This window comes from Mucilaginibacter flavidus (assembly GCF_024055575.1).
Taxonomy (GTDB): domain Bacteria; phylum Bacteroidota; class Bacteroidia; order Sphingobacteriales; family Sphingobacteriaceae; genus Mucilaginibacter; species Mucilaginibacter flavidus.
Map to the genome: position 1 here is coordinate 708,480 of NZ_JAMXOE010000001.1, position 13,601 is coordinate 722,080.

At 41.8% G+C, this 13,601-nt stretch carries 9 protein-coding genes; all 9 read right to left on the minus strand.

Going from position 1 to position 13,601, the window contains the following annotated elements; genetic code table 11:
• Nucleotides 1–310 precede the first annotated feature (310 nt).
• The 9 genes from NAF19_RS30910 to NAF19_RS03205 all read right to left on the minus strand — a co-directional run bounded on the left by NAF19_RS30910 (nt 311) and on the right by NAF19_RS03205 (nt 13,297).
• Complete coding sequence (locus NAF19_RS30910; RefSeq protein ID WP_295796539.1) at nt 311–520, minus strand: bacteriocin-like protein; 210 nt, start codon at nt 518–520, stop codon at nt 311–313.
• 100 nt (nt 521–620) lie between these two features.
• On the minus strand, nt 621–863 hold the full coding sequence (locus NAF19_RS03170) for a hypothetical protein (protein ID WP_252788299.1): 243 nt from the start codon (nt 861–863) through the stop codon (nt 621–623).
• 149 nt (nt 864–1,012) lie between these two features.
• The gene (locus NAF19_RS03175) at nt 1,013–3,559 is read right to left on the minus strand and encodes a TonB-dependent receptor (RefSeq protein ID WP_252788300.1); all 2,547 of its coding nucleotides are present in this window, start codon (nt 3,557–3,559) and stop codon (nt 1,013–1,015) included.
• Nucleotides 3,471–5,921, minus strand: coding sequence for a carboxypeptidase-like regulatory domain-containing protein (locus NAF19_RS03180; RefSeq protein ID WP_252788301.1), 2,451 nt, complete (start codon nt 5,919–5,921; stop codon nt 3,471–3,473). Before NAF19_RS03180 ends, NAF19_RS03175 begins: the two co-directional genes overlap by 89 nt.
• A 7-nt stretch (nt 5,922–5,928) precedes the next feature.
• Complete coding sequence (locus tag NAF19_RS03185; RefSeq protein WP_252788302.1) at nt 5,929–6,105, minus strand: hypothetical protein; 177 nt, start codon at nt 6,103–6,105, stop codon at nt 5,929–5,931.
• Between the two features lie 28 nt (nt 6,106–6,133).
• Nucleotides 6,134–7,225, minus strand: coding sequence for a TlpA disulfide reductase family protein (locus NAF19_RS03190; RefSeq protein ID WP_252788303.1), 1,092 nt, complete (start codon nt 7,223–7,225; stop codon nt 6,134–6,136).
• 42 nt (nt 7,226–7,267) lie between these two features.
• Nucleotides 7,268–7,489 (minus strand): bacteriocin-like protein, encoded by a 222-nt coding sequence (locus NAF19_RS03195; protein WP_252788304.1) that lies wholly within the window; start codon nt 7,487–7,489, stop codon nt 7,268–7,270.
• A gap of 116 nt (nt 7,490–7,605) precedes the next feature.
• Nucleotides 7,606–9,210 carry a vitamin K epoxide reductase family protein gene (locus NAF19_RS03200; RefSeq protein WP_252788305.1) on the minus strand — a complete coding sequence of 535 codons (1,605 nt, stop codon included), beginning with the start codon at nt 9,208–9,210 and terminating at the stop codon, nt 7,606–7,608.
• 583 nt (nt 9,211–9,793) lie between these two features.
• Nucleotides 9,794–13,297, minus strand: coding sequence for a carboxypeptidase-like regulatory domain-containing protein (locus NAF19_RS03205; protein ID WP_252788306.1), 3,504 nt, complete (start codon nt 13,295–13,297; stop codon nt 9,794–9,796).
• Nucleotides 13,298–13,601 lie beyond the last annotated feature (304 nt).

The window sequence follows — 13,601 nt, forward strand, 5'->3', positions numbered from 1 at the left end:
TTTATATTTTTAAATTGACATTTACTCAAACTTAAACAGCAGCTGCCCCAAATTACCATCTGCATCAATGCCTTCAACAACAATGCGGTAAGTACCTTAACCATCGGCGTTAATATTCGAATGATGCTTTGCTTTTTGCGTGGAGCCGAGGTATTGGCAATTTATCTCAAATTTTTGCTTACAAAAAGTCTTACCACGCATAACAAGAAATAATAACAGCATCATAACCCATTTTTTCATGTTCTTTTATCGTTCCTTAACAATTGGCAGTTAGCAAATACTAACTGCCAATATTTATTGATGCCCAGGCTTATAACAGGCAAGGACAACGGTCTGCATCACCAGCATATGCGTACGAAACCCATGATCCATTGTTAGGACAGTGAGGGCATGGGGCGCACGGACTTAACACTTGTTGGTTAGTGCCATTAATGTTACAGATAACCCAAACCTGGTCCTGCCTGATGCCACCTGTAACGGCTTTCATTTCATTTCTGCTTAACTTTTGTTGCTTTTTCATATAAGTGTATTTTAGTTTTATACCGGTAACACCCCGGCTGGCGGCATGTGTTTCAAAGGGCACGCTCCTTTACTTTTGTGCACAAAGTATCTTATACGCTTTACTCAAGCATGTATTTTAAATCGGACAGCAGGTACAAATCAGGCAGGCGGTAGCCGTTAAGCAACATTATGGACGTCGCGTGTACTTCTGCTTTTAGGCAAATAGGTTTAACAACACCAGGTAATGGTAACGGGGAACAAAACCGTTTACAGCATATAGTTGCTAAAAAAGCGGTAAACAGATGTGTTATTAACCTGTCTATTCGGGTGATAATGTATTGGTGACTTGTAAATGAATGCATAAGGTTAGGTAATAGTTAAAAACTAAATGTATAGCGTTAAAAGCAAAAATCAAAATATTAATGTAAATAAATTTCGCGTCAATTACTTTTACAATTGCGTGATACACAATTATTTCGCGTTTGATAACATTTTTACCAAACGTCATAATTTATTCCACTTTATACCTAAACACCTGCCGCCCCAAATTGCCATCCGCATCAATACCTTCAACAACAACCCGGTAAGTACCTTTGCCATCGGCGTTAAAATATTCAAACGATGCTTTGCCGTCTTTATCGGTTATGATGTTGGGGTTCCAGTAAATGGTGCTGCGTAAATCTGCCATTTTTTGGTTGGTGTGCGGGTTATCGTATTGCGGCGAATAAAACTCGCGGGCTTTGTAAAACCCTTTGGGCATATAGGTTACTACGCCGGGGGCGTAGCGGTAGTAGTTGTTTTGTTTTTTTGCTCTTTTGGTGGTGATTATTAATCCACCGTTAGCCATTCTTGTACCGTATATAGCTCCGTAATGTGCTCCGTGAATCACTTCTATACCCTCAATGTCATCGGGTCTCAGGTCAATAAATGTCTCTACGTCTACAAATGTACCATCTATAACTAAGGCTCCAACTTGGGGCACACCGTTTTGAAATTTAATGCCATTCAATACCCCTATCAGGCAATCAGAAAGCTTTCCACAAATAAAACGCTCAATATCTTTCGCTGTTAAAATTTGGTCGGCATTACCAGAGCCATTTAAGTTTTCAGAATGCGGAATTTTAGGTTCGTACTTTGCTTCTACCTTTACTCCCTTTAAAACAATGGGATGCTTATTTATGCCATACTTTTGCTGCTCTTCATAAAATTGTTTTTGATTGATAACATAAGTAGAAATATCGGCAACTGAAACATTCGCCTGCGCATATTGACCTGAGCCGTAACTTTTTATAGTTAGCTGTGGTGCCTGAATTGTATCCAGTTCAAGCGTCACATCATCTTGTCCCTTTTTTACCCTCGACTGCACAACAAATTTTGTACTGTCGGCAAATATTAGGTCTTTGAACGCAAATTTACCATTCACATCGGTCAGTGTATCCAGCATAAACATGCCGCCAGTTTTACTAAAAAGTTTAACCTGTGCACCTTGTACAGGCTTACCATTGCGCTTTACTGTGCCCGATATTTGCATTGCCTTTTCGGGCTGGTAAATATTTGTTGCAAGGGTGTCTGACAATATTCTTTTCCATTCAAATTGGCGGTAGCCCTGAGTAAGCAGCAGGTTATCTAAATCTGTTTGCACTTTTGTATCGGTGTTGGTAAAATAATAACCCGGCTGCTCGATGTTTCCTTTTAATTCCGATGTGAGTAGCAAATTTGTTAATATGCCGTTTTCGTTCAGGGTATCAACCGGAACCTTTGTTTCATCCGTTACCGCCACCGAAAAACTCCCGGTAACAGATTTGCCGTTTTTATCTTTTGGATTTAGCTTAAACTTTACTTTTTGGCGTATGGTGTATCCCGGTTTATCCGTTTTTAAATTGAGATTTAATTGGTCGTGATGATTGATAAATGCAAGCCGCTCGTTAAGCGGTTCACCATTTTGCGAAAACAAGGTGAATTGTATAATACCCGTTGGGAATTTGCTTTTAGGTATAGTAGCTGAAAATATTTTACTGTCGCCCTGCTTTTCGGCAGCGTAATAAACCACGCCGCCCGACTGGGCAACCAGGCTTAGTTTTCCGCTGGTTGCTTCATTGCCTGCTGTTATCCGTATTCTTATCGTATCAGGGTTAGCGTTATTTAAGCTGATTGTATAGCCATTGTTTATCGCTTTTGGTAGTTCTACGGTATTTGTTGTGCTATCCGCATAGGTTATGTTTGCTTTATAGGTTTTGCCAACTACAGGCACAAAATTGAATGCACCTATCCCCAAATGGGTTGATGCAAATGTGGATACCCCGGCGCCTGTTTCATCTGTGACGGCGCCTTTTATATCGATACCTAATCCATCGGCACCAATAGCCTTAAATGCTATTTTTGAGTAATTGCCGGCTACCAGGCTACCGCCTTCTGGCATAAACTGCACATCGAACTTCTTAGCTGTTAAGTTCGCAACAGCTTTTTTATTTTTCGGTTGTCCGCTCTCGGGGATTCGGGCTGCAACTGCGCTGCCAACCAGTAAGGTTTGCTCAAAGAAAGCGGTTTCACCCTCATTGCGCATCCAGTTGGTGTATGCTCTAACGCGGTAGTTGCCGCCTTTTAAGGTATCCGCAAGCGTAAAATCACCCCAGGCTACCCCGGCAAGCATCTGCAGCTTTAGTGACCAGGCGATTTTATTGTCGGGATTGATTAGTTCAGCATATAATATACCACTCATTGCGGACAGTTTATGCTGCGCGGCAATGGTTACGTAGGCTTTAAAATAAACGGTATCGCCAATAGCATAGTAGGGTTTGTCGAATTGGAGGTAGGCTTTTTCGGTAGGGTAATTGGTTGTGTAAGCATTCAGGGTTGCGGCAATGTTTTTGTGCTGGTTATTTTGAAAGGTACTATCCTTATTTGCCTGGCTAAAGGCCAAACATGGCAAAATCAAACAAAGAAACAATAAGCGTTTAATCATATATTTTTTACTCCACCTTATACCTAAAAACCTGCCGCCCCAAATTACCATCTGCATCAATGCCCTCGACAACAACCCGGTAAGTACCCTTGCCATCGGCGTTAAAATATTCAAACGAAGCTTTGCCGTCTTTATCGGTTATGATGTTGGGGTTCCAGTAAATGGTACTGCGTAAATCGGCCATTTTTTGGTTGGTGTGCGGGTTATCATATTGCGGTGAGTAAAACTCGCGGACTTTGTAAAAGCCTTTGGGCATGTAGGTTACTACGCCGGGGGCGTAGCGGTAGTAGTCTTTGGTTCTTTTGCCTCGTTTAGTGGTTATAATAATTCCGCCATTAGCCATCCTGGTTCCATAAATTGCAGCATAGTGTGGCCCGAGGATTATTTCTATCCCCTCTATATCATCCGGGTTTATAGAAGTAAATAGATCAACATCAACAAAGTTGCCATCTATCACAACGGCCATACTCTCTGGAATCCCGTTTCTAAAACGCAGTCCAGGCAGTCTACCTGACAGACATTCAGCAAGCCTAGCACAATTAAATTTTTCAATATCTTTTGATGTAAACACGTAATCGGCGTTTCCAGAACCATTTAGGTTTTCAGAATGCGGAATTTTAGGTTCATACTTTGCTTCTACCTTTACTCCCTTTAAAATAATGGGGTGCTTATTTATGCCATATTTTTGTTGCTCTTCATAAAACTGCTTCTGATTGATAACATAAGTTGAAATATCAGCGGCTGAAACACTTGTTTGCAAATATTTACCAGAACCGAACTTATCTATGGTTACCCTTGGTGGCTGAATGGTATCCAGTTCAAGTGTAACATCATCCTGCCCTTTTTTAAGCTTCGATTGTACAATAAATTTTGTACTGTCGGCAAATAATAAGTCTTTAAAAGCAAACTTTCCATGCACGTCAGTCAGCGTATCGAGCATAAACATACCGCCGGCTTTGCTAAAAAGTTTAACCTGTGCACCTGGCACCGGTTTGCCATTTCTTTTTACTGTCCCCGATACCTGCATCGCTTTTTCGGGCTGGTAAATATTTGTTGCAACGGTGTCTGATAGTATTTTCTTCCAATCAAAATGGCGGTATCCCTGTGTGAGCATCAGGTTATCCAGATCTATTTGGGTTTTCTCGTCCGCACTCGCAAAATAATAACTTGGTTGTGCTATGTTCCCTTTCAGTTCCGAGGTAAGCAGCAGGTTTGTCAGTATCGTATTTTCATTAAGCGAATCGACCGCAACCTTTGTTTCGTCGGTTACCGCCACGGAAAAACTACCGGTTACCGGTTTGCCATCTTTATCTTTTGGGCTTAGGTTAAGCTTTACTTTATGGCGAATGGTGTATTCTTGTTTATCTGCTTTTAAATTGAGCTTTAGCTGGTCGTGGTGATTAATGAATACGAGGCGTTCATTCAATGGTTCGTCGTTTTGCGAAAACAAGGTGAATTGTATAATACCCGTCGGGAATTTACTTTTTGGTATAGCTGCCGAAAATATTTTGCTGTCGCCCTGTTTTTCGGCCGCGTAATAAACTACGCCGCCTGCTTGCGCAACCAGGCTTAATTTACCCGCCGTTGCTTCATTGCCTGCTGTTATTCGTATTCGTACTGTATCAGGGTTATTGTTATTTAAACTGATTGTATAGCCATTGCTTACTGCCTTTGGCAAGTCGATAACGCTTGTTGTGCCGTCTGCGTAAGTTATGTCGGCTTTATAGGTTTTACCCACTTCAGGCACTAAATTGAATGATCCAATCCCCAAATGAGACGATGCAAATTTGCATATCTCTAAGCCTGTCTCATCTTTAATAGTTCCAGTAATATCAGTCCCTAGCCCCCCCGGCGCAATAGCCTTAAATGCTATTTTTGAGTAATTGCCGCCTACCTGGCTACCGCGTTCCGGCATGAACTGCACATCGAACTTCTTAGCTGTTATGTTCGCAACAGCTTTTCTATTTTTCGGTTGCCCGCTCTCGGGGATTCGGGCTGCAAATGCGCTGCCTACCGGGAGTGCTTGCTCAAAGAAAGCGGTTTCGCCCTCACTGCGCATCCAGTTGGTGTATGCTCTAACGCGGTAGTTGCCACCTTTTAAGGTATCGGTCAGCGTAAAATCACCCCAGGCTACGCCAGCAATCATTTGCAATTTTAGTGAGCGGGCGATTTTATTGTCAGGACTGATTAGTTCAGCATTTAATATACCACTCATTGCGGACAGTTTATGTTGTGCGCTGATGGTTACATAGGCTTTAAAATAAATGGTATCGCCAATAGCATAATAGGGTTTGTCGAATTGGAGGTAGGCTTTTTCTATAGGGTGATTGGCTGTGAAGGCGTTTAGGGTTGCAGCAATATTTTTGTGCAGGTTATTCTGAAAGATACTATCCTTACCTGCCTGGCCAAAAGCCAGGCAAGGCAGCAGAAAACAAAGAAATAATAAGCGTTTAATCATATATTCATTATTCTACCTTATACCTCAAAACCTGCCGCCCCAAATTGCCATCCGCATCAATACCTTCAACAACAACCCGGTAAGTACCTTTGCCATCGGCGTTAAAATATTCAAACGATGCTTTGCCGTCTTTATCGGTTATGATGTTGGGGTTCCAGTATATGGTGCTGCGTAAATCTGCCATTTTTTGGTTGGTGTGCGGGTTATCGCTGTCAATCTTTAAGGTAATTATTTACTGTTTGTTCCAAATAATTATAGTCAGTATCTTGAGACTCATCCCCATTGTAAATGATAGTTCCTGTTTTATCAACAATAATATACAACGGAATTGAAATGGCATAAAACTGCTTGGCAATTTTACTATCCTTAAATTTGGTTCGTTCAGATACATTAATCCAATCAAGTTTTTTTTCGATTATATGTTTTCTCCATTTTACAACATCATCATCAAGGTTAAAATATACCACTTTTAGGTTTTTGCTTTTATATCTATGATATATTGAGAGGAGTTTTTTTTGATAAATTTGGCATGGGATACACCAAGTTGCGGAAAATGCAATAATATATGGTTTTCCTGTTAGGCTACCATTTGCGAAAATCTTACCGTTAGCCGTCTTCACAAAAAACTGCGGAACTTTGTTGCCGGCCTTAACTTGGTTTATTGCGGTAGTTTCACTTAATAATATTGAATCCGTCTCTAAGCCTAATGCCGACCGTCGTAAAGATTCATCTAATACTTGAAATGTTTTGATCAAGGATGCCTGTTCTCTGTCGACCTGATTTGATAATATACGTAACGCAATTAAACTATAAAAGCTATTGGGAAATTGCTTTATTACTTCAAGTTTCGATTCTTGTTTGTAAGCTGAGGTCAGGTTTTTATTTCCTTCGAATTTTCTATTTAAACTATCAATTTTATTGTCGATTAAATTAGATATTGAATTGAAGGTGGTATTCCTTAATTTGTTTTCATAATAATCGCTATCGACTTTAGTTATTATAATCTTATTAATCCCGCTATCAACAATCAATTGCAAATAAATTTTTTCAATACCATTTTCTTTTACAGACAAAACGGCCCTTTCACATGGCTTATTTAGCACGCCGTTAATTGAAAATTCGCTATTTACAACGACCGCTGAGTCAAGCTTTTTAAATTTGTGATTTGAATAAAAGTCCCAAATCTTGAAATATGCAGTACTGCCATTTACGGCACCCGGAACCAAAACTTTTAGACTATAGCTAAATTGACTATATGTCAGCTTAAATGCTAACAATAGTAGCAGTGTAACCTTGTATTTCATAGATAAAATTTTAAAGGGTCCTCAGAAAGGACCCTTTAATTATTATTTAACGCACTTCGCGTCAACAGCACTTGCAGGGTAATCAAGAGCTGCACAAACGCACTTGTTTGCTGAATTTGTTTGACAGTCGCCCGGCTGATCGCCATGGCCTGAAACTGCAATTGTACAAGATCCCGTACTGCACCTCGAACCGCCACCTGGATCAATAACGCCACCTAATACATTTTTCATTTCTGCTCTGCTGAGCTTTTCAAATTTTTTCATAAAATTAATTTATTATAAATTGATTAATTTTACCGTGTTCCGCCCCGGTAAATTAGGCTGCATGTGTTTTTAAAAGGGCATGCTCCTATACTTTCGCGAAAAGTATCTTACGTGCTTTACTCAAGCATGTATTTTAAATCGGGGAGCTGGTACAAATCAGGCAGGCGGTAGCCGTTAAGCAACATTGTGGGCGTAGCGGTTACTTCTGCCATTTTTACCCAGTCGCTTTGCTTATCCAGCTTGTAAAAATTTGCTTCGTTTAGCTGCACGGGGTACACTTTTGCCCAGGCTTCGTAGTTTTTCTGCTTTTGTTCGTACCAGTCGTGCAGGGCTTGTTTTACAATTGCTTTGTCGGGGAGTTCGTTCAGGGCCATCAGGTGGCGGCTTATAGGGGTTTTAATATCTTTATCAGTATTATTTGCTGTAAAAACTATCCGGGCCTGTATATTTCCATTATTATTCACCAAATCATCCAACGAAGCATGCATTTTCGCGCAGGGCGGACAATAGGGGTTGGTTACCATAGTAATTATATTGCTGGCCTCTACATTGCCTAACACGATGCTCCATTCATCATCAGGCGTGGAATATTTGGGCTGAGCCACCAACACATTGTTAAACAGTTCGGTATTGTATTTAAATTTTCGCAGCTGATTTTTTAATGGGCGCAGTTGCTGCCGGCTTAAAAGTAGAGGCTTTAACAGCATCCATAAAATGACAGGGAGCAGGAGGCAGGTGAAAATGGGAATAAGTTCACCCAAACCTGATATAGTGGCCTCACCCCGGCCCTCTCCAAAGGAGAGGGTGCGAAGCGCAATTGATGCAAACTCCAACCATAAAAGCGCCTGCACGGTGCAACATAAAACGCACCATTGTTTGGCCACCCGCGCCTGGTAATAAATGGAATAAACGGTATAGGGCAGGCTTACTATATTTAAAACCGCCAGCACCCACCAAACCAAAGCGGAGCCGCCGCCAAAAAGGAGCAACAGCCAGGTACCCGCAAAGTAAAAAAAGCCAACCTCGCTCCAGCTAAGGCCATCGAAAACTTTTGCGGCCTTTGATGATAATATGGCGTTGCAATTGGTTTTGCTGCTTGCCTGGCAAAGCTTTTGCACCAGCGGGTTGTTACTATCTATCGATTGTACCAGCAGCAGAACGGATGTTACCAACCCCGCGGTTTTAAAAAGGGTTAGCAATACAGTTTGCCAGGTTAAATCAGTAAAATAACCGTTATGCAGCAGCACACCCAGCAGTATGAGCAACAGTACCGCTGCAATCGCCGGGTTTTTTATCAAGCTTAAAACCGTTGTAAGGCTTTTAGTTGTTTTATAGGCCTGTGATGGTTCGGCAGTTAATACCACGCCCTGGAACATTTTTTTAAACTCATCAAGGCCTAAAGTATGGCGGTTCCATTTGTCGCTGCTGGCTAAAACGGTGTCGCCGGTAATTTTTTCTATCGTTAAAAAATCGCCGCCGTTTAAGTTGGTATGCGCAATAAAGGGACAGGGAACAGTGCCAATATTTTCGGCATCAACCCGGTAGGCCGCGTTATCTATATCGAACGCGGTAAGTACATCACTGATAGCCAGCAGACTGGGATAATCAGGGTGTTTTTCTAACTCAGTAATAATGGAAACAGGATCGATGCCAATAGCAAGGCACTTTAATAATTTGATAACTGCCGCTTCGGGATTTTGGTAATTGGTAAACGATAACATAAGGCCAGGTAATAGTTAAAAACTAAAATTATAGCGTTAAAACGCAAAAACTAAAAGTATAGTATTAAAGGCAAAAATCAAAATATTAATTCAAATAAATTTCGCGTCAATTATATTATAATTGTGTAATGCACAATAATTTCGCATTTGATAAAATTTTTATCAAACCATATAGTTTAATCCACTTTATAGCGATAAACCTGCCGCCCCAAGTTTCCGTCGGCGTCAATACCTAAAGTTAATGAAAAAGCAATAGCAAATGCAATTTAGTAGCAATAATTTACTCTACTTAATAAATATACACCTGCTTCCATAAATTGCTATCCATGGCAGCTGAAATCAGACAATATACAGTGCCTGTTCGATGGGCCGCAAATTTAGGCATTAAAAATGATGAAATACTGACAGTGTTTTGTCAGTACTTTTTGTGTTTTTAATACTGATTTTTAAGTTAAAAACTGCCCTAATGAACAGGAAATGCACTTTTTACCGAAATGTATTGACTATTTACTGTTCCACCCTGTTCATTATGTTCCACTGTGAACAGCAACAGTTTTTTGCCTGTTACAAGAACTATTTTGTGTTAGTCCACCTTATACCGGTAAACCTGTCGCCCCAGGTTCCCCTCCACATCAATACCTTCAACAACTACCCGGTAAGTGCCCTTGCCATCTGCGTTAAAAAACTCGAACGAGGCTTTGCCGTCCTGCCCGGTTACCACTGTTGGGTTCCAGTAAATGGTGCTGCGGAGATCGAGCATTTTCTGGTTTGTTTTTGGGTTGTCATACTGCGGTGAGTAAAACTCGCGGGCTTTGTAAAAGCCTGTAGGTTTATAAGTTACTACACCGGGTGCGTAGCGGTAATATTCATTTATTTTTTTCGCCCGTTTGGTTGTTATTATTAATCCGCCATTGGCCATCCTGGCTCCGTAAATTGCTCCGTAATGTGGTCCATAAACTTGCTCAATTCCTTCAATATCGTCCGGGCGTAAAGCATCAAATTCATCCGATTCAACAAAAGTGCCATCAATGTAAATGGGGACCGGTGTTATACCATCGAAAGTAGGTGTGCCATTCCTTGTGAATATAATTCCCTTCAAAACTCCTTGTAAACAATCCTTAAGCCTTCCGCAAATAAACCGTTCAATATCTTTAGCGGTCAGCACCTTGTCGGCCTGGCCGGAACCATTCAGGTTTTCGGAATGCGGTATAACCGGGTCTTTTTTGGCTTCAACTTTTACCTCTTTCAACAAAATGGAAGTTTTGTTTATGCCGTACTTCAGTTGCTCCTGGTAAAACCGGCGCTGGTTGATCATGTAATAGGCAGTATCGGCATTTTTAAAAGACGGCGCGTTGTTGATACCGGCATTTTTTACGCTGATGGCCGGAAATGAAGGCGTGTCCAGGTCGAGCGTTACCTCGTCCTGTCCTTTTTCAACCCGCGACTGTACCACAAACTTTGTATTGTCGGCAAACTCCAGGTTCGGAAATATAAATTTACCGTTTTTGTCGGTCAGCGTATCCAGCATAAATACGCCGTTTGTTGTGGTAAACAGTTTTACTTTGGCCCCGGGTACCGCTTTGCCGTTTCTTTTTACTGTGCCCGATATCTGTAAGGATTGTTCAGGTTGATATTTTACCGGGGTATTTGTGCCGGCTAATATTTTTTTCCATTCAAAACTGCGGTAGCCCTGTGTAAGCATCAGCATATCCAAATCAGCAAGCTTTTTATCGTTAACATTTCTGAAATAGTAATTGGGCTGTTCAACTGCGCCCCTCAATTCGGATGTAAGCAGCAGGTTTGAAAGGATAGTGTTTTCGGCGTCCTCATCAACCGGTACATTGGTTTCGTCAATTACCGCCACAGAAAAGTTGCCGGTTACCGGTTTATCATCGCCCCCTGCGGCAGTAAGCCTAATATTAACTTTCTGGCGAGGCGTATAAGTATTTTTTGCTGATATTGCCAGCTTAAGGCTATCTGCCGGATTATTCACAAAGGCCAGGCGTTCGTTCATTGGTTCGCCATTTGCGTTGAACAGGGTAAACTGTACAATACCCGTAGGGAACCTGTTTTTTGGTATTACCGCACTAAAAAATTTAAGGCCGGGCACACTTTCAGCAGCGTAATAAACCACCCCGCCGGCCTGTGCCAGCAGACTGAGTTTATCCATACTGCTGCCGCCGGCGGCGGTTATCCTTAGCCGTATGGTGTCAACATTGCTATTGTTTAAGCTTAGCGTGTATCCGGCGTTTACTGCTTTGGGTAAGTCGACTATGGAGGTCGAGCCGTCGGCGAAAATTACGTTCGCCTTGTAGGCAACGCCTTCGCGTGCCACTATATTAAAAGCGCCCATGCCCAAATGCGTGGAGGCAAAGGTGCATACTTCCTGTCCTGCATCATCAGTTACCGTTCCCTTTACCTCAGCGCCAAAACCATTAGGGGCAACCGCTTTGAACGCTATCCGCGAATAATTGCCTGCAATAAAGCTACCGCCTTCGGGTAAAAACCGGATATCATTTTTGGTTACCGATGCTTTCAAAGCCGATGATTTGGTCACTGTATTGCCACCCTCCGGCACGCCTTTAATCCCCATTGAACCGATAAGTATATCCTGCTCAAAAAAAGAGTCTTCTCCTCCATTGCGCATTGGGCTAGTATAAGCCCGTATGCGGTATTTACCACCTTTCAGGGTGTCGGGCAATGCAAAATCGCCCCAGGCCAGGCCATTGGTTAACTTTAGCTGTATGGATTTTGCTAATTTACTGGTTGGATTTATCAAATCAACATGCAATATGCCGCTCTGTGCCGATAGCTGATGCTGCCCGCCCGAGGTTACGTAGGCTTTAAAATAGACAGTATCACCGGCCCCATAGTAGGGTTTATCAAAATGCAGGTAAACTTTCTCAACTTTTTGGGTATCGGCAAAGGCTTTTAGTTTGTTTATAATGGTATTTATTTGCTTTGTATTGATGGTGGCTGCCACCCCATCACTATAATCAACCGGCAACAGGGCAGCCACACCGCTCCTGGCCCATGCGCCATCGTAGGTAAGGCTTTTAGGGTCGATAATAGTGCCATTGCTATCAAAGGTTGCACCCGTCGAATTAAAAGTTACGATAGTATTGCCCTGGTTACCCAACTTAGCGTACGAGCTGTTATTAAAATGATGGTATTTATTGTAACTAACATAAAGCATATCGTGCCTGGTAAACAAGTTGTACAAGCCTTGTCCATCGGGACCAGTAACCAGGGAGTCGGCATCTTTTATATTTTTCGAAAGCACCTTATCAAAATAAAAAACGCTGTCGGGCACGTAGTCAGCCTTAACGGGAAGCCTTAATACCCTGAAGCCCTCCTCTTCAATCCTGTTATTAACAACCGATCGCAAAAAATGCATTTGCGAGCCCTGGTAAACTTCGCTCCGGCGTTTTTGCCATTCTTTTTCCTGCGCCGGCGTACCGCTCATTTTTTCAAATAAAATATACCCGTAATAGCTCAATGCTTTGGTATCGAAGTGCGAATTATCAAGTATAAAATAGTTCAAAAGATATTTTATCCTGTAACCAAGCGCTTTATTTTCAATCAGCAAAAAGTCAACCGACGATGCCGATAGTGTGTTACTGTCGGCGTTAAAATGAAAGTCGAGCAATTCGGGGTTTAGTATTTTGCATTCGCGGGCAAGGTCGGTGTTGCCCAAAAACTCCTTCGCAAATTTGTCGAGATACTTTTGCCTTTCGGGGTCGTTCTTTTCGGCCCTTACCGTTACCTGGCTCAACGCAATAGTTTTGGGGTATAGCACAATATCGGTAAACTTAATACCTGCTATGCCTACGGTTACGGTTTGCTTTTCCGCCTCAAACCCAACAATGGAAACTACCAGGTCGTACTTACCGGGGCGCACATTCTGCAGCAGGAATGTACCGTCGCCGGCAGTTGTAGTGCCGGTTGTAGTATTGCTTAAAAATACGCTGGCGCCGGCAACAGGCTTTGTATCAGCCTGGTTAATAACCCGGCCACTGATAGTGTACTGCCCCAGGCAACTTAATGAAATGAAAAAAAGTGATATGGTTAAGATAAAGGTTTTCATTACCTAAAGTTAATGAAAAAGCAATAGCAAATGCAATTGAGTAGCAATAATTTACTCCACTTTATAAATATACACCTGCTTCTATAAATTGCCACCCACGCCTGTAACCGAAATTGGTGGGGGCGCAGCTGAAATCAGACAATATCCCGTGCCTGTACGGTGCGCCGCAAATTTCGGCATTAAAAATGATGAAAAACTGACACTGTTTTGTCAGTACTTTTTGTGTTTTTAATACTGATTTTTAAGTTAAAAACCCCCCTAATGACCAGGAAATACACTTTTCACCGAAATGTATTGACTATTT